Here is a 17,804-nt window from a genome sequence, read left to right on the forward strand (position 1 = left end):
AATGAGAACAGATTTTTGAGCTAGGAAACCATCTATCAATTTCCACTAAAACTCCTCCTTTTTCTTTGAGTTTATAGTCCAAGAAGTTGACAAACATTCCCCAACTCACATCAGAAATTGCTTTGGCTAGTTTGTGGTTACGAACCATACCCTTGATGTTCAAGTTTTCCACTACGACTACCTGATTGTGATCCACGACTTTTCGGGATACCTTGTGGAGGTAGTCTTGGCGGGTATTGCTAACTCGTTCGTGTCCCTTAGCGACCAGCTTTTTCGCTTTTTCTCTTGATTGAGAACCTTTTTGTTTACGGGCTAACTTTTTCTGTTTCCGTTTTAAGTTCCTCTCATGTTTAGAGATGTGTTTTGGGTTAGGAAACTTAGAACATTTCTCTCCGTCGTGGACAATAGCAAAATCCTTGATTCCTAAATCAATTCCAGCCACCTTACCTTCTGTAACTGGTTTTGGCTCTTCTTGTTGGGTTTCAAACAGCAAAGAAGCATAATAATTTCCAGTGGGAGTCCGACTAATGGTAACTGTTTTTAACTTCCCATCTTCAAAAAGTCGATGAATCTTTGCTTTGACTAGCCCTTTCATCTTGGGTAGTTTTAAGGCTTTATTATCAACTATTTTGACGTTTTGAGGAAATTGGCAGGACTGTTTATGGTGAAAACTTTTGAATCTTGGGTATCTTGCACGCCCTTCAAAGAAGTTCTTATAAGCCTTGGTAAGGTTTAATGTGGTTGCTTGTAAGACTTGAGAAGGACAGTCTTTGAGGAAAGCAGTTTCTTCTTGATATTTTAACTTAGGAAGATCAGCATTAAGCGCAGTTCGTCCTAATCCCTTTCCTGTATCTTGATAATGCTGTTTGCATAAGGCTAAGGCATAATTCCACCAATATCTGGCCGCTCCCATCACTTGATTGAGTTGGGACTGCTGAGAAGGTGTTGGATCTAGCCTAACCTTGATTGCTCGTCGCATTGCGATAAAGATAACGTAAACTATATTTATGATAAGGTAACGACAGAGGTTTGCCAAGCCCTAATACTAATTGATCGGACTTCGTTTTAAGTTCGCTGTCATCCCCCACCTCCTTCCTTGAGGTGGGGGAATTCTCGCTCACGTCAGTTAAAGTAAGCTTCTTCGGATACAGTAATCAGACATTAGTTAATTAATTAATTAATTAATTTAATAGTTAGATCTAAGAATAGCGAGTAGATGAATTTATGATTGTGTGAAGTACAAATTAATTAATAGTCAAGAGGCAAGTTAGATATCATTTAGCTGTGCCAACTTGCCTCGAAATTAACATTAATATTCTAATGATTTTCCTGCTGCTTTCCAGCCTTTTACGCTGGGGGGATAGCCTAATACATTGTCATAACCTAATAAATGGAGCGTTGCCAGCCCAATTGCGGTGCGATAACCAACCGTGCAATATAAAATTACGGGTCGGTCAGTGGCAATTTTATCTTGCTGTTTGGCTAAGTTTCGTAGCGGAATATTAATGGCATTGAGAATATGTCCACTGGCATACTCTAAAGGTTCGCGGACATCAATCAGTTGCGCATCTTTTTTCTTCACCAGATTTTCAATTTCATCGACTTCTTTAACGGTATAATATCCGCTCGGAATATTACTTAAAAAATCATCCACTGCTGTTTCAACTTCTGAGGAAATTGTTGCTGCCATTGCATTATTTTGAGGACTGATCTGGGGCAGCAAAGGACTGCTAATTCCCAGCCAGAGGAAACAACTGAAACCGATTATTATTAAACGCTTTAACATGAGCTTGACTCTCTACATTTTTGTGAATTGAAGTAAATATTTTTGCTTGATTTTTTAATTGCACAAGCTAATCCCTAATTTAATAAATATATAGTTATGCTTGATCTATCGAAAGTTAGGTCATGAAAGAATCAATAAATGCGATTAATGAATTAGCTGTGGTACATTGCAATGGTTTGGTGAAGATTAGGGAACAGGTTAGGAGTTCAAAGTCATTCCACTTATGAAGAAGAAGACAGTTTAAATATGTCTTAGCTTAAGAAATTGGCGTATCGAAACTAGAAATGAATGTTACTTAAGCACAATCTTTCCTGTTGAAAGCAGCGACGACAAGTTATCTTCTCCACCAAAAGAGGGAATGATCCCGAAAAAACGATTGAAATTTGAGGAATTGGTATCTTTTTTTACGATAAAACTCTTCTCGAATTAGCTAATTTAGGGGTTGAGAGTAGCTTGCTGCTTGCGGATCATTTTGACCAACGGTTAGAGTCGGTGCCTTTCGCTTAGAAATCCGTAATCTCTAACTCACTTGCGAAAAGGAAGGAAACATGATGCAAGTTATTGATTGTAATTATTCAGAGTGTTTACGTGACCAGGTAATGGCATTTAGTGTTGATCCTGCCGCATCCATTCCTTGGATTGTCCGTTTACTGGAAAATTCTCAGAGTCCATTGGCATTACCAGGAGATATTAGTTTATTTAACCACGATTGCTTACATATTTTATTAGGGCGCGATCGCGCTCCTGAAAGTGAAGCTTATGTGATTGGATTCACAATGGGGAATGATGCCAAGTGTCAACGAATTCATTTGTGGATCTTTAAGATTTTTGCGTTATTGTTTTACCCCCAGAAATATCGCTTACGTTGGTCTGATTTAAAAGAATTTGATCGCGGGGTTAGGGATGGTCGTCAGGTAGAGGTCAAAAACTTAAACCAAATTGACTTCTCTCATTTACAAGATTATTCTGTCAAGGAGTTAAGAGCGCAGTTTCATCTTTCTTCTCTCATCCAGTAATTTTTGACCGTTTGAACAGTCGATAGCAGCAAGATAAAATTCCCTCAGCGCTGGCAATTTTATCTTGCTATAGGCGTCTAATCCTTTTTTCGCGGGTGCCTAAATTTATGATTCTTTTGCCGCAACCGTTTTCCATTCTTGGATCGATAAGGGAGAAACAGCAAGTTGAATCTGTTTCTCATCCTGAGTGGGCAAAGAAAAGATAATTTCTAGTTCGGTTGGTAATTGGGAAATAATCGATTCCAAATCATATTGACCAATGTTGCCAGCAGGGGCTTGATCCACAAAGGCTTCTTCAGAAATATCTTCCGCGTAGAAGGTTTCGCCAGTGGGAGTTCTCACGGTCAAAGGTTGCGAATGGGCAATTTCAGTGGTGCCGGGAAACCCAGAAAGACGAATTGTAAAGGGATTGGCACCGTCTGCTGTAATGCGCTTAAACGCGATCGCTTGCCACGTTTGATCATAGCGATCAAATAATTTCTGACGGGATTGATAAACCACTTGGTTTTCGTCTTCTTGCAGTTTCCGAATTTCAGCATGGGCTGGTTGTGAGAAAATGCCATTTAGTCCGAGAACAACTGCAATGAGGGTAATGCCTAAAATTAATTGACGAAGAAGATAATTCATAGTTTACTGATTTCATTTCATTACTCATCAATTAATAATTTAATGATTATGTAGTTATATTTAATCCCTCGTAGGTTATGTTGAAGCCAACTCAAGTCTCATTTGTCTGTTATGGCTGGCAATACCTCAACTAGTCAAAGATTACGCCTTCCTAAACGGAAAGCACCTGCTTTGACCGTTGGTCAGCTTTTCCGCTTTGCTTGTTCAATGGCAGATAATAAACCGACCGGATCATCGGTGCCAATTCTAAATTTGTGACCGGATTTGAATTGCAGCTCGATCGCGTCAAATCCTGAAACATTAAACATCCATCCCCCAGGAACATATTGAATGCCCCAACCCAAATACCAAGGATTTTTGACTTTTTGAGCGGTTTCTATGTTTGAGATGGGAATCGTTCTTGAAATTAATCCAATGCCAAATGAACAATGAATGGCATCCTGAGTCACTTCCACCGTTAAGCTATAAAATAACGGGAGCAAGCTAACTAAAACAGCAAGTAAGATCGTGCTAATCGGATGCCATAGCGTCTTGATGCCAAACCAGAGGGTAAAAATGAGGGCAAGGACAAGTCCAACAACGATCGCTGTACCCAATTGTGTATGTTGATACATCAATCGTTCATGAAATAACGCGATAAAGCATCATCGGGAATAAACTTTTTGGCAAGGTGGTAAGGTTGTTTTTTTAGTTAGATAATCGTGAATTTCATTGACATTAAAATGACAAATATCTTTAGCCACTTCCGTAATAGTAATCTTGGCAAACAAATTGTCAGCCATTGCTTCTCGCATCAAACCTAAAATTTGCGGTTCTGCCACTAAAATTAGGTGGTTAACCTCAAAAGATTTAATAAGATTTAACATTGCGTTGCTAATCTTATTCGCAAATTTTTTTTCAAATTCAATCTTATGGTTTTGGCGATGGTCATCATAGCTATGCGCTTGACCATTTGTTCCTCGGTTGCGTCCCGTTTTTGTATTTGCCCAAAGTTCTTGACCCTGGAGTTCTTTAGTGGAGTCTGATAGGGATTCCTGTTCAATCAACTTCGGACTCGATTCATATTCTAATATTTCTGCTGAATCTAAGGTAAAGAAACGCGCTTGAGTTCCATTGATAACTGCAACGGCAAATTTAGCCATAATTTACACCTTGCAAATACTCTCTATATCTTTATTATATAGGGAAAAGTATTCTCAAACACATCATATAATTTTACAATTCTTCAAACAATCTGATTTCATTTATTACTTGCAGTTAAAAAATATAGTTATTTTTTTTGCTCTATTTAAAATTAATTCTCTCCTGCTACAATTTTCCACTCTAAAATAATCACTCCCGGTACAGTTAGGTTGATAGTTTCATCATTAGTTTCTGGAATTTTTAGTAGGACATCATCTTCCTGAGAAAGCTGAGAAATAATTTGCGTTACATTGTATTGCCCAACATTCGGGGCAGGAGATTCTTCTGCAAATAAATCTTCGGCTTGCCAAGCTTGCAACCGATTTTCAATCACTAATGGTTGCGGATGGGCGATTTCAACTTTTCCGGGAAACCCCACTAATCTCAATTTGATATCACTTGCACTTTCTTCTTTTTCTCGTTTAAAGAGCACAACTTGCCAAGATTCTTGCTGAGTGTCTTGCAACTGATGGCGAGATTGATAGAGAATTTGTCCATCTGCTTCTTCGGTTTTGCGAATGGAAGCTGCTGCGTGACTGGGAAAGAAAAACAGAATGGCAAGGACAACAGTTAAGGTGAGAAGAAAGAGTTGTTTCCAGCTAGGGAGAAGTTTGATCATTTGTTTTTTTGTCATTAGTCATTTATTATTAGCAACTCGATTAGTCAACGTATTGTAAAGCCGCTTGGATTTGTTGTTGCACTTGCGGAAGCAAAACGCGATACATTCCTCGTAAGTCTCCTACTTCAAAATCATAAGCTTTATCTTCGGGGTAACGCTCTTGAACAAAATCAGGGCGTTCCGCTTTTGCACCATGACATTTTAAGCAAGTTGCTTCGACATTAATGCGTCGATAATAAAAGGTTTCTTCTGGTGTTGTTTCCCAAAACCCAGATAAGTCAGGGTTATTGGCAAATTTTTCAAGGGCGACGGCTTCTCGGGTGGTGGGTTCGTGAGCGGGATTCCGATATTTTTCCGCCACTTGTTTAACATCCCAAGGTTTTTCTTGACTGAGTTGTTTCGCTCGCATTCCCACCGGTTTACACACTTCCTTGAAGGTTTGTAGGGTTGGTTTTTCATCCGTTCCTTCTAAGGTGGAAGCGAGACTGGATCGCATGGCATCCAAGGATTCGATTTCCTGTACAGCATCGGCTAACTGTTCCGCCTGAGGTTGTGCATAAGCGGGTTTAAGGGGAAGCAAAATGAGGCTAAAGGCTAATAACAAAGAAAGGATGAGTTGGGAGAGAAATTTAATCATTTTTAACTTATTGGTTATATTCGACAAAACTGAATATTTTCATATTAGGACATAGGGGACAGCAAAAAAACATCAGAGCGTGAGGATGACGTTTTCTAACTTCCTATACAGTCGGGTTGCGGGCGAATTACAAAGTTGCTGGTATAAAACGTTTGGGATCTTCTCGATAGAATGGAAGCACACCTTACACTCTGGAAGAGGTATGCCACAGTAATTATGAGTACCTTACAAGAGGCTAAACAAGTTGTTACTCAATTAACACCAGAAGAACTAGCTGCTTTTAGAACTTGGTTTGCGGAGTTTGATGCAGAACAATGGGATCGTCAATTGGAAGAAGATGTTGCTGCGGGGAAGCTGGATCACCTTGCGGAAAAAGCATTAAAGCATCTGCGAAAAGGAGATTGTACTGATCTGTGAACCATCGGGCAACTCCTGATTTCTGGTATTACCATATAAGGTCAGGAAGAGAGTTAGGAAATCAGTGTTGCTAGTAGTACATCTAGGCTGGAAAAAGTTGCAACAAACAACAGAATAATTGCTGACCGAAAGAGTTGTTTAGTCTTTTGATCTCTGACTTTGACTAAGCTCTTAATATCTCGTGAGTATTTGTCAATAAAAAATAGTTTGTACTCATCTTCTGATAAAGATAGTTCTGAGAATTTTTGAGCTTGCTCTGATGGGGAGATAATCTCACTATTGTCTTCCTTCGGAAGGAAGGCTAAAAGACTAATGAGAGCTGAAACAACGACTAGAATTAGACTTAGCCCTTTCAAAAGAGTACAGCCATAACAGGGAAGACAATCATTGGAAAGAGAGCAGTTTACCTGAAATGTCTGATCAGGCAAATCACCAATAAACTTAATTAAAACTACATCAAAGCCTGTTATTGCGCTAAGTTTTGTATTGAGATTGTCAATGCTATTATTCAAATTTTTAACAGACTCCTGCCCGTCCTCAAAAACGAGGGTTATAATGGACGAATAGTTAGGTGATTGCGGATTATTAGCCATGTCTAGTCACAGAAAATTAGACTCTTCTCAAGAGGAAACATCAACTGATCAAGAGGGTAAATTACCTAAAACACCAAAGATTTATTTCAAAGAAACCTATCAATCTAGGTATGATAGTATCAAGGCGACATACTTTGATATCAAGTTAAAGTCATCCAGGGAAATTATTAAGAAAGTTAAATGCTCTACGTTTGAAATTATAGATCAATTTCATGCTCACGCACAGATCACGCAGTATAAGCTGAATGAGCATAATATAAGAGCAGATGAGTGTGAGAGCTTCATAGACGAAATGGGAACCGAGTGGGAGGTGATTGATTTTGGAGAACCTCGACCACTGGAAAGTTCATCTGGCGTAATGATTCCATCTGACTATGCTACTGACAGAAGGCTATTGCATGTGAAGTTTATGCTAGAGCGTAAATCTTTAGTCTCTGAGTGATTGTCTGAAGACTAAGTTACGATTAGAGCCCATCAAAGCAAAACGTGATCGCGCTCACTTTTTGGTAACGATCGCGCCATCTTTGACTTCGGAAGACGGATTTAAGATAATGGAGTCTCCTGCTTCGAGTCCCGAATGAATTTGAATTCGATTCCCTTGCTGAGTACCAAGTGTCACTGTTGTAAATTGGGCTTGATCATTGACAACGCGATAAACCCCCGTAATCCCAAAGCGTTCAATGACTGCGGATGCAGGAATGGTTAATGTTCCTTCTTCGCGGGTGGAAAGGCTAATGCGACCAAACATCCCTGGAATAACTTGTTTATCTTCATCCAGAACAATTTTCACCATAAAGTTACGGGATTTGGGATCGGCACTGGGAACAATTTGTTTAATTTCACCGCCCACTTCTCGCGCGATCGCGTCAATTTTAACGCCAATTCTTTCGCCAACGGAAACTTGTCCGAGGAGTGATTCGGGAACCGGCACCTTAAATTCAAGGTTGTCCACTGTTTCTACCGTGACAATCGGTTGTCCAAATCCAGCCATTGCCCCTGCCATTGCGCCTTCATGGGCTTGTTTTTTAGTAATCACCCCATCAAAGGGTGCTCTCAGGTTACCATAGTCGAGATTGGCACTACTTTGGTCTAAATTGGCTTTGGCTTGAGCAACCCCGGCTTGCGCTTGTTCAATACTACTTTGCGCTTGATCCATCTGCGATCGCGCTTGTTCGACTCGGCTTCTGGCTTGTTGGATATTGGCTTTAATTTGCTCCATTCGCGCTTCACTGCTTGCTAAGCGGGCATTGGCTTCATCGAGACGGGATTTACTCACTGCGCCATTTTCGTAAAGCATTTTCATCCGTTGTTGGTGCAGTTGAGCATCTTTTAATTCGGCTTGTTCTTCTCGCAATTCCCCTCGGGCTTCTTGTACGGCTGCTTGGGCTTGGTTTTCTTGCGATTGCGCCGTCAGATAAGCCGATCGCGCAGAATTAACCGCCGATTGCGCTTGTGACAAACTGGCTTGGGCTTGATTGGTTTGGGCTTGGATATCACGGACATCAATTTTGGCAATCAGGTCGCCTTTGGCCACGCGATCGCCTGCTTCCACTAAAATTTGTTCAATGATGCCATTGACGCGAGTCGTGAGAGTTGCTGATTTTTGCGCGGTAACTGTTCCTGTCATTACGCGATCGCGCCGAGTGGTTTCATAACCAACTGTTGTCGTGTCCACAGCAACTTCTTCTACTGTTTCCGTTTCTTCAGTAGTTTGGGAAGCAACAAAATTGGGTTTAACAACCGCATTTAACCCCCAAATCCCTCCCCCGGCGAGGAGAATCATTAAACTGGTTATTCCGAGTAGGCGTTTTTTGTGTGCGAGTTGATTGATTAATAGTGTATTGGTCATCTTGATCCCTCTCTTCTCTCCTTGCAAACTAAGCGCGATCGCATAATTTCAATAACTCTTGGTCAATCACGCGGTAGTAACGACAAGTCCCCACCCGCCGACAAGCGACCACCCCTGCAGCCCTTAATAACTGCAATTGTTTGGATACATTCGCTTGTTGTAGCCCAGTGCGTTCGCAAATGTCGCTGACTTTGCGTTCTTCACCGCAAATGACTTCTAAAATTCGTAATCGGGTGGGTTCGCTCAATAACTTGAAGCGACTGGCTAAAAATTCATAGCGATCCACCATCGCAATGTCACTCATACTTATCCTTTTACACTCGTTAAATTGGTTTGCGTTGCCTTTGTTTCCGAAATAGGGGTGACCAATGATAATCGCAATAAAGATAGTCCTAATTTTTCAAACCAAGGCACAGCCGTTCCCCAACGCATTTTTGCCAAGAAATACCATTCAAAAGCATTTTTCACCCAATTCACCCAAACTCCTCGCAAGGCAGTCGCATGACGACGATGTCCCACACTGGGATCGGGGACAACGGGTGCAGCAATAAAGATAATGCCGGTATCGCCAAAATCTGCCATACAAATGGCTTCTAAGCTAGGTTTCACCGGACGCGCTTTGATTTCTCCCAATTCCCTTGCGATATTGTGTGCTACCGCCATTGCCATGGATTCCGTCATTTGACCCGTTTTCGGCGCACCAAGGGGAACTTCCGTTTTTTCCGGCGGTGCTAATTGAGTAATCACCCCTGCACTGTAAATGGAGGGATAGTCAGGATGTTGATAAGTATCCAGAACGGGTAAAAAGCCTTTCTCATCAGTTAAGTCAGGAACCTCTTTTAAGAACTGTGCCCCCCGGAATGGCGGTAAAAACATGGAATAGTTAAATGGAAACTCCCGACCATCGGTTAATTTGACATGATCTTCTTTAATTTCAGCAATTTCAGCATTTTCGACCCAATCAATATTGCGCTGCTGCATCAGTTCGGTGACTAATTTGCCTGAGTTTGCCATCCCCCCAATTCCCAAATGTCCTAAGTAAGGTTCAGGGCTGATAAAGGTAATCGGGACTTGATCGCGCTTGCCTTCTTGGCGCAAAGCATAATCCGCTAATAGGGCAAATTCATAGGCAGGTCCCATACAACTTGCCCCCGGAACCGCCCCCACTAGCAAGGGACCCGGATTGTCTAAAAACTCATCCCAGGCTTCTCGTGCCATTTCCGCATGATGGGCATTACACACGGATTGCGTATACCCGTCTTCTGGACCTAATCCGGGCATCAAATGATACGCCAAAGATGCACCCGTTGCAATCACCAGATAATCATAATCAAAGGTGATGTCTTCACCGACACTCACTCGTTTTTGGTCGGGGTCAAGACCGGTCACCCTCCCATGTTGCCAGCGAATCCCTTGTCTTGCGAGCAAGGGGGCTAAGGGAAGTTGAACATCTTCTAACTGTCTCATCTTAAAGGCAACCCAGGGTAAAGAGGGAATGAAGGTAAACGTCGGCTCATCGGAAATGAGCGTGATTTCGTGGTTGCCGTGCAATAAATGTTTAAGTTCGTAAGCTACAGAAAGCCCGCCAAATCCTGCCCCAACAATTACAATATGTGCCATATCTTATAAATCCTGATTTTATACTACTATTTAATCATATATTCATAATAACATAAATAGAATTTTGCTTCAAGGGTTGACTAAATTACTAATTAGTCATATATTTGTAAATGAAGTGAAACAAACAACGGAGGATCGATACTGATGTCTCATAACGTTGGTTTCCTAGACCGAATTCTACGCTTAGGCTTAGCCGGAGTCTTATTATTTCTGGGAATGAGCACTTATAGCGGAACGACAACCGGCATTATTTTAAGCGTTGCAGCAGCCGTTCCTGCCCTAACGGCACTTGTTGGCACTTGTCCGATTTACAGCATTTTCGGCTTCAAGACCTGTCGGACACAATAAATCCCTTTGTTTGTTCTTTAGGAGAGAAAATTATATGGTTACAGCATCGGCACAACCAACCGTGCGACAAATTTCACCGAAGCAGTATCAACAAATGGCTCGTCCTCCCAAATTAATCGATGTGCGGACGGGTTTTGAATATAAGACCGGTCATGCGCCACAGGCGGTGAACTTGAGTCTCTTTCGCCTTTCTTTTGGTATGATTCCAGGCTTAAGACGGTTGTTACTACCAAAATGGTTTCGGGAACTGCCGAAAGATCAACCAGTTGCCGTTATCTGCTTAACCTCTCATCGTAGCCCGATCGCCGCCAAGCAACTCCTCAAGGCTGGCTTTCAAAAAGTCTATAACATTTCTGGTGGAATGATGGAGTGGCAACAGAAAGGACTTCCCACAAGTAAGTGATTACTTATTTTTTATCCTTACGTCATTGTTGTCTGATAACGAATGACCCATGACTAAGGACTAATGACCAAAGCATTTGGAGATTAATTATGCAAATTAGTCGCAAAAACCTCGATCAGCGACAAGACCATATTTACGATACGATTGTTGTCGGTGGTGGGGCAGGGGGATTATCCGCAGGGATTTACTTGCAACGGTATAATCTCTCTAGCCTGATCATCGACAAAGGCAAAGCGCGATCGTTTTGGATGCAGGAGTTACACAACTATCTCGGTTTACCCCCAGATACTCCCGGACGGGAACTCCTAAAACGCGGAAAAGATCATTATTTATCTTTAGAGGGAGACTTTCTCAACGGCTTTGTGGAAGAGATTGTTGATGAAGGAGAAACCTTCGCCGTAACCACAAAAGTGGGACGCAATGATAATAGTATCTATCCCGTCTTACGAGCAAAATATATTATTGCAGCCAGTGGTATTATCGACCAGCTTCCCCCGCTAGACGATATGCAAAACGTTTATGAATATGCAGGTTATAATTTGCACGTTTGCATGGTCTGTGATGGCTATGAAATGACCGATAAACAATGCGGTTTCTTCGCAGGAAGTGAAGCCAGTATTGAAGAAATGGTCTTTAACTTAAGCTGGTTCACCCCTTACATCACCATCTTTACTCATGGGATGTTTGAGATTCGATCGGAACTCCGTCAACAACTGGAAGATTATGGCTATCGTATCGTAGAAACCCCAATTAAACAGTTCCTTGGGGAAAATCATCAGATGACAGGCGTAGAATTAACCGATGGTTCCGTGATTGAGTTAGAAACGGGATTAATCTCAATGGGATCGAAGTATCACCATGATTATCTCACTCAGTTTGACCTTGACTATAAAGGCAATAACTTAATTACGGATAAAATGGGACGCACCTCTCATCCGAGAGTGTTCGCCATTGGTGATCTGAAAGTAGGCTTAAACCAAGTGGTTGTTGCTGCAGGTGATGGTGCATTAGCTGCAACCCAAATTTGGCGCGATATCCGTAATGCAACGCCCCCGCGTCGCTGGGAAGAAAATCTTCTCACTACCGCTTCGGCTTAACTTTAGTGAAAATTTTGTCTTTTGTCGTTTGTCTTAATCACTAATGACAAATGACAAAATCTTCGCTTTTAATCAACCACATAATCATGTAGTATAGAAAAGGAGCTTTTGAAAATGGCAGATTTATTTTCTCCCGAATGGATGGCGCAATACCAAGAACAATGGAACGCAGAACCTGATCTCTCTGATGCTTTAGCAAAAATTAACTTTGACTCGGTGATTGGCTATGGCTTTAAAGGCGAAGATCAACCCAGAGGAGTCTTAGTGGTTAAAGATGGTAAAGCCGTTGAAGCTGGGGCTTACAACGGACAAACCCTGAGTTGGGATTTGCGTGCGAAGCCTGAAGATTGGGAAAAATGGTTCGAGAAAGGATTGAATATGATGGGATTAAGTGGCGCGTATATGCAAGGCAAATTAAAATTTGTCGTCGGTGACTATGGCGCAATGATCAAAGATCCTCGCATGGTCAATCCTTTCCTGAAGAGTTTCTCTGTCATGGGACAAGTTCACGCTGCTGCTGTTGGCTAATTCAGTGACCAGTTCACTCCACAGGTTAAGGGGGAAAGGAGAAGGGAAAAAGGGATTGCAGACTTACTTTGATCTTATTTCTTGTTGCTCCATTGAGTAACTAATTCTCCATTCCCTGTTTTCTATTCCCCAAAGAACCAATGACTAATGACCAATGACTAATGACTAATACTCCTGAACAACAACGCCCCCTAAATATCGTCGGTCGCATCACCGCCTATTTTGTTAATTCGCAAGTGACCCTGCTGATCATTGTTGCCCTTGTGATCTTTGGGTTGGCTGCTGCGTTGTTTACCCCGAAAGAAGAAAATCCGCAAATTACCGTTCCTGGCGCGGATATTTATTTCCATTATCCGGGTGCGCCAGCAGCAGTGGTGGAAGAAACCGTGACGTTGCCCATTGAGGCGAAACTGCGGGAATTGCCGGGGATTGATGATATTTATTCGACTTCCCAAACGGGTCAAGCGCGCATCACTGCCCAGTTTTTTGTGGGGGAAGACTGGGAAAATTCCTTATTTCGCCTGCAAAATCATCTGTTTAATTCTCGGGATGAGTTACCGCAAGGGGTCAATTATCAAGTTGATCCCTTGATTGTGGATAATGTTCCGATTGTAACGTTGACGGTAACGGGAGAAGACTATAGCGATAACCAGTTGCGTCGGGTTGGGGAACGCTTATTACGCGAGTTAAGGCAAATTCCCAATACGGGCAATTTAACCATTACGGGGGGACAGCCACGGGTGATGCGCGTGGATTTAGACCCCGAACAGTTGGCAAGTTATCAGATTTCTCCGGCGGTGATTTCGCAACGCATACAAGCAGCAAATACCCAAGTGCAAGCGGGGGATGTGTCAGTTGGGAATCGACGGATTTTTATTGAAGGGGGAAACCTTGTTGAAACGGCGGATGAATTAAAAGCGATTGTTGTTGGACAAGGGGAAGATGGATCGCCCATTTATTTAGAAGATGTTGCCACCGTCAGTGATGGTTATGACGATCGCGCAACTTATTCCCGTCTCTTTAACCGCCAAGACTGGGATGTCACTGAACCCTATCCCGATCCGAAATTAAAGCCGGAACAAGACTTTGCAGAACGTCCGGCGATGACGATTGGGATTGCCAAGAAAAAAGGGACAAACGCGGTGGTTGTGGCGAAAGAAATTTTTAATCGCGTTGAAGAATTACAAGATGAGATGCCCACGGGCGTAGAAATTGCCGTCAGTCGTAACGCAGGACGCACCGCAGCGCGGGCGGTTGGGGACTTGTATTCTAGTTTATTTCAGGCGATCGCGATTGTAGTTATCTTACTGATTGCGTTCTTAGGGTGGCGCGATGCGTTAATTGTTGCTTTAGCCATTCCCTTAACCCTCGCGGGAACGCTGTTAGTGGGTTGGATCGCCGGACAAACGATTAACCGAATTACCCTGTTTGCGCTGATTTTATCATTGGGGATTTTAGTGGATGACGCGATCGCGGTAACAGAAAACATCCACCGTCGCTTCGAGGAAATGCCCGATCAGTCTTTTTCCCAGAAAGTCCGAACGGCGACGCTTGCCGTTGCAGAATTAGGCGTTCCCATTCTTCTCTCGACGGTAACGGTTATTCTCGCCTTTATCCCCATGGGCTTTGTCACGGGAATGATGGGACCTTACATGGGACCAATTCCCTTTAATGTTCCCGTGGCGATGATTATTAGTACCTCGCTGGCGATTATTGTCACGCCCTATCTAGCGGTACGCGTGATTAAAGTGCAGGGACGTTCCCAAAATAATAACGGCGATCAGGATGGTCAATCTTCCGAAGAAGTCCCCAACCGCATTTACAACCTGTATCGGGGGATCATGGAACCGTTAATTGATTCTGCGACCCGACGACGGTTTTTAATCTTCTTTGTGGTGGGCTTACTCCTGGCGAGTTTCGCCCTTCCCCTGACGCAAGCGGTGAAATTCCGAATGTTACCGAAAGCAGATGAAGACCGCTTCTTAGTGCAGGTAGATGCGCCGTTGGGAACGGAATTAGTGGAAACCGACCGCATTGTCCGGGAAATGGAAACAGTACTGAAAGAAGACCCGCAAATTGTGCAGTTTGAAAGCTATGTGGGAACGGCTGCACCCATTGATTTTAACGGCTTATTGCGCGGGAATACCCATCGCAGTGGGGAACATTTAGCGGATATTCGGGTTCACTTGACGAACGAGAGTGCGCGATCAGTGAGTTCTGAAGATATTGTCTTCCGCTTACGTCCCGAATTAACGGATATTGCCCAACAAAATAACGCGATCGTCAAGTTAATTGAAGATCCACCGGGTCCACCTGTGCGTTCCACGATGTTAGCGGAAATTTATGGACCCGACTACGAACGCCAGCGTGAACTCGCCAAACAAGTGGCTGATGTCTTCCGCAATACGGGTGAAGTGGTGGACGTGGATGACTCGGTGAAAAACCAAATCCCGCAGATGAAGCTGGAAGTGGATCGGCAAAAAGCGAACCAAGCGGGATTAAGTACCCAAGACATCGCCCAAACCATCAACATGGCAATTCGAGGGGTGGATGCTTCCACGTTGCAAGTCCCTGGAGAATTAACCCCAGTACAGATTCAAGTCCGTTTTGCTGAAGCCAACCGTCAAAGCATTGATGATCTGCGTCGGATTCAAATGCCGACCCCAGAGGGAAATTTAGTTCCTCTCACCGAGTTAGTGACCTTTACTTCCACGACGGTAGATCAGCCCATCTTCCACAGAAATCAAGTTCCTGTCACGTATGTCTTTGGGGAAATGAATGCGCGATCGTCGGTTTATGCGGTCATGGAACAACTGATTTACTTCTTCCGTAACCCCTTACCCGATGGCTACTCGATTCAGTGGGAAGGGGAATGGCAACTCACCCTAGAAGTCTTCCGCGATTTAGGCTTAGCGATGCTGGTGGCGGTCATTCTAATTTATATTATCCTTGTCGGACAATTCCGCAGTTTCAAAATTCCCTTAATCATGCTGGGGGCAATTCCATTAGCCCTAATCGGAATTTTAGTGGGCTTCTCTCTCAACGGCGTTTATTTCAGCGCCACAGGGATGATTGGGGTGATTGCCTTAGCCGGGATTGTCGTTCGCAACGCGATCGTCCTCTTAGAATTTGTGGGAGACAGACGCAAAGAAGGCATTGAACTGAAAGAAGCCATTATCGAAGCCGGTGCGGTGCGCTTTCGTCCCATTCTTCTCACCAGTGTCACCACCATGTTAGGCACGTTAACCATTCTCAGCGATCCCGTGTGGTCTGGGTTAGCATGGACTTTATTAACGGGGATGTTAACCTCTTCTGCATTAACGCTGTTTATTATTCCTCTGATGTACTACGGCGATCAGCGATCTAATGGGAAGGAAGAACCCAAATCTGTTAATGAGAAACAATTAGTTGCAGATTAGCTTTAAGGTAAGTAGTAGGGTGGATAATAGCACCATAAGGGAATAAAGAAGGCTATCAACAAAAAAATCAAACAATCCCTGTGGCTAGTAGTAGGCAGGAAATTCTCAGCAAAAATAGTTGAACTTTGCTGAATAAAGCGTGATCGCCCTGATTGAACAGTAGCTAGCAAGTTAGCAAAGGCTATCTTTTGTTAATCAATACCCCTACTACTTAAAGATGATAGATATCGTTTCGCCATATTTATTTGACGATCATCACAATTATGACAAAAAACACAATTTTTTATAATCTTATGCATTCATAAGTAGTAGAGGGGGGTAGTCTAGGACTAATATGAAATCTAAGAAAAGCAGACATAAAGCGGAAAATGCTAAATACCTACAATGTCGTTATGCTCGGACCAAGAGGTTCAGGAAAGACTGTGTTCCTCGCTAGTATGTACAAAAGACTTTCTACTCAAGGAGAATTGAGCTTTTTCCTTGAGGTTGATAATGGTGAAAAACGCAAACGTCTCAAAAATATCTACACTCAAGTTGCTATAGACGAGAAATGGCCCAAGGGAACGAGCTTTGCCGAAGTATCTGAATGGAACTTTACTTGTAAAGTACAAAGTCCAAGTTTGCCGATCTATTCTGCTTGTAAGTTCACTTACTTGGATTATGCAGGTGGAAGATTAACTGATGAAATGGAAGATGAAGATGTAAAGTTTGATAATCAGTTAGCGGAGGCAGATGCTTTGTTAGGACTGTTAGATGGTCAACGGATATGTTCTCTCATGCGTAATGAGAAGCTAGGTAAGATCTGGATGATTAATGATCTTCCTAATATGCTAGACATCATGCAACGTATACAAAAACCTATCCACTTTGTTATCAGTAAATGGGATATCGTTAAGGGTCAATATACTCTAGAGCAAATTCGTGAAAAGTTATTACAAATACAAGAATTTAAAAATATTGTTAGTCTTCGTAATCAATCAAATACCTCAGTTCGCTTAATTCCTGTTAGCTCAGTAGGAATGGCATTTGCGGAATTGCAGGATGATGGCAGCATGAAAAAAACAGGTGCTTTGCCTCAGCCTTATCAAGTTGAAATGCCCTTAGCTTGCATTTTACCTGACATGATTCAACACACTCTAGACGAGTTAATGAGAAAGAAGGAACAAGAATCTAGTGAACCAATTGAAGTTAAAGCAAATCTAAGTTTTTGGGACAAACTTAAAAAATATGCAGGTGGAGGAGTTAAGTCAGTAGTTCAAGCTGTTCAAGGAATGTTACCTCCTAAGTATCAGTTAGCGAGTGATATGTTGGAAGAAATTATAGATGTTATTAATGATATAGAAAGACCAGTTTATGAAAAAGAAGCACTAGCTAAAAAAAGGGCTGAAGAATTAAAAATTAAGAAGATAGAATCAATTAAGGCTGTAGAAAGTGAAGAAACAGCATTAAGGCACGTTGTGACCTGCTTCTTATCAATTGTTAATCGACTGGAAATTCAATGACCCCCACCTACTTCGTGAGGTGGGGGATTGGGGAGAGATAACCTCCCCGTAGCTGCGAATAGAGCCATGAGCGGTTAGCGAGTAAACACTTCCAGATGTTTCTCTAGTTTGGATTAGATGTAAGAGGGCGGAATCTCGCCCAACTGGGTTAGTCCAGGACA

At 42.5% G+C, this 17,804-nt stretch carries 20 protein-coding genes; 9 read left to right on the forward strand and 11 right to left on the reverse strand.

The annotated features are described in order from the left end of the window. Positions 1-979: IS200/IS605 family element transposase accessory protein TnpB (gene tnpB, locus GVY04_19675; protein NBD18266.1), on the reverse strand; the 979-nt coding region annotated here is incomplete at its 3' end. A gap of 330 nt (positions 980-1,309) precedes the next feature. Beyond that, on the reverse strand, positions 1,310-1,786 hold the full coding sequence (locus GVY04_19680) for a rhodanese-like domain-containing protein (protein ID NBD18267.1): 477 nt from the start codon (positions 1,784-1,786) through the stop codon (positions 1,310-1,312). A 599-nt stretch (positions 1,787-2,385) separates the two neighbouring features. On the opposite strand from GVY04_19680, the gene GVY04_19685 reads away from it, so the two are divergent. Further along, a complete protein-coding gene (locus tag GVY04_19685) occupies positions 2,386-2,802 on the forward strand; it encodes a hypothetical protein (GenBank protein NBD18268.1) in 417 nt (138 codons plus the stop codon). 105 nt (positions 2,803-2,907) lie between these two features. Here the strand turns inward: GVY04_19685 and GVY04_19690 are convergent, their stop codons facing one another. The 5 genes from GVY04_19690 to GVY04_19710 form a co-directional block, all read right to left on the reverse strand. Further along, positions 2,908-3,429: a DUF3122 domain-containing protein gene (locus GVY04_19690; protein NBD18269.1), complete on the reverse strand. Its 522-nt coding sequence runs from the start codon at positions 3,427-3,429 to the stop codon at positions 2,908-2,910. 182 nt (positions 3,430-3,611) lie between these two features. Next, complete coding sequence (locus tag GVY04_19695; protein ID NBD18270.1) at positions 3,612-4,043, reverse strand: hypothetical protein; 432 nt, start codon at positions 4,041-4,043, stop codon at positions 3,612-3,614. Positions 4,044-4,073: 30 nt separating this feature from the next. Next, positions 4,074-4,571 (reverse strand): host attachment protein, encoded by a 498-nt coding sequence (locus GVY04_19700; protein ID NBD18271.1) that lies wholly within the window; start codon positions 4,569-4,571, stop codon positions 4,074-4,076. Between the two features lie 152 nt (positions 4,572-4,723). Further along, positions 4,724-5,230 carry a DUF3122 domain-containing protein gene (locus tag GVY04_19705; protein NBD18272.1) on the reverse strand — a complete coding sequence of 169 codons (507 nt, stop codon included), beginning with the start codon at positions 5,228-5,230 and terminating at the stop codon, positions 4,724-4,726. Positions 5,231-5,270: 40 nt separating this feature from the next. Continuing rightward, positions 5,271-5,867: a DUF3365 domain-containing protein gene (locus tag GVY04_19710; GenBank protein ID NBD18273.1), complete on the reverse strand. Its 597-nt coding sequence runs from the start codon at positions 5,865-5,867 to the stop codon at positions 5,271-5,273. A gap of 216 nt (positions 5,868-6,083) precedes the next feature. Between GVY04_19710 and GVY04_19715 the strand changes: the two genes are divergently transcribed. Continuing rightward, the gene (locus GVY04_19715; protein NBD18274.1) at positions 6,084-6,284 is read left to right on the forward strand and encodes a hypothetical protein; all 201 of its coding nucleotides are present in this window, start codon (positions 6,084-6,086) and stop codon (positions 6,282-6,284) included. A 53-nt stretch (positions 6,285-6,337) separates the two neighbouring features. On the opposite strand, the gene GVY04_19720 is transcribed toward GVY04_19715, so the two are convergent. Further along, positions 6,338-6,877: a hypothetical protein gene (locus GVY04_19720; GenBank protein ID NBD18275.1), complete on the reverse strand. Its 540-nt coding sequence runs from the start codon at positions 6,875-6,877 to the stop codon at positions 6,338-6,340. On the opposite strand from GVY04_19720, the gene GVY04_19725 reads away from it, so the two are divergent. Beyond that, complete coding sequence (locus GVY04_19725) at positions 6,876-7,319, forward strand: hypothetical protein (protein ID NBD18276.1); 444 nt, start codon at positions 6,876-6,878, stop codon at positions 7,317-7,319. The genes GVY04_19720 and GVY04_19725 overlap by 2 nt on opposite strands. 54 nt (positions 7,320-7,373) lie before the next feature. Here GVY04_19725 and GVY04_19730 read toward each other — a convergent pair whose 3' ends face one another. From GVY04_19730 to GVY04_19740, 3 genes are read right to left on the reverse strand one after another with little or no spacing between them, the layout of a single operon-like run. Beyond that, positions 7,374-8,726 carry an efflux RND transporter periplasmic adaptor subunit gene (locus tag GVY04_19730; protein ID NBD18277.1) on the reverse strand — a complete coding sequence of 451 codons (1,353 nt, stop codon included), beginning with the start codon at positions 8,724-8,726 and terminating at the stop codon, positions 7,374-7,376. A 28-nt stretch (positions 8,727-8,754) separates the two neighbouring features. Further along, positions 8,755-9,030: a metalloregulator ArsR/SmtB family transcription factor gene (locus GVY04_19735; protein ID NBD18278.1), complete on the reverse strand. Its 276-nt coding sequence runs from the start codon at positions 9,028-9,030 to the stop codon at positions 8,755-8,757. A gap of 2 nt (positions 9,031-9,032) precedes the next feature. Next, positions 9,033-10,346: an FAD-dependent oxidoreductase gene (locus GVY04_19740; protein ID NBD18279.1), complete on the reverse strand. Its 1,314-nt coding sequence runs from the start codon at positions 10,344-10,346 to the stop codon at positions 9,033-9,035. A 144-nt stretch (positions 10,347-10,490) separates the two neighbouring features. Here GVY04_19740 and GVY04_19745 point away from each other — a divergent pair, with 144 nt between their 5' ends. The 6 genes from GVY04_19745 to GVY04_19770 all read left to right on the forward strand — a co-directional run bounded on the left by GVY04_19745 (position 10,491) and on the right by GVY04_19770 (position 17,643). Then, on the forward strand, positions 10,491-10,694 hold the full coding sequence (locus GVY04_19745) for a DUF2892 domain-containing protein (GenBank protein ID NBD18280.1): 204 nt from the start codon (positions 10,491-10,493) through the stop codon (positions 10,692-10,694). Positions 10,695-10,728: 34 nt separating this feature from the next. Next, a complete protein-coding gene (locus tag GVY04_19750) occupies positions 10,729-11,097 on the forward strand; it encodes a rhodanese-like domain-containing protein (GenBank protein ID NBD18281.1) in 369 nt (122 codons plus the stop codon). 89 nt (positions 11,098-11,186) lie between these two features. Beyond that, complete coding sequence (locus GVY04_19755; protein NBD18282.1) at positions 11,187-12,194, forward strand: FAD-dependent oxidoreductase; 1,008 nt, start codon at positions 11,187-11,189, stop codon at positions 12,192-12,194. Between the two features lie 114 nt (positions 12,195-12,308). After that, the gene (locus GVY04_19760) at positions 12,309-12,722 is read left to right on the forward strand and encodes an SCP-2 sterol transfer family protein (protein ID NBD18283.1); all 414 of its coding nucleotides are present in this window, start codon (positions 12,309-12,311) and stop codon (positions 12,720-12,722) included. Between the two features lie 161 nt (positions 12,723-12,883). Continuing rightward, positions 12,884-16,141, forward strand: a complete 3,258-nt coding sequence (locus tag GVY04_19765) for an AcrB/AcrD/AcrF family protein (GenBank protein ID NBD18284.1) — start codon at positions 12,884-12,886, stop codon at positions 16,139-16,141. A gap of 392 nt (positions 16,142-16,533) precedes the next feature. Continuing rightward, positions 16,534-17,643, forward strand: coding sequence for a hypothetical protein (locus GVY04_19770; GenBank protein NBD18285.1), 1,110 nt, complete (start codon positions 16,534-16,536; stop codon positions 17,641-17,643). The last annotated feature ends 161 nt before the right edge of the window (positions 17,644-17,804 follow it).

This window comes from Cyanobacteria bacterium GSL.Bin1 (assembly GCA_009909085.1).
Lineage (GTDB): Bacteria > Cyanobacteriota > Cyanobacteriia > Cyanobacteriales > Rubidibacteraceae > Halothece.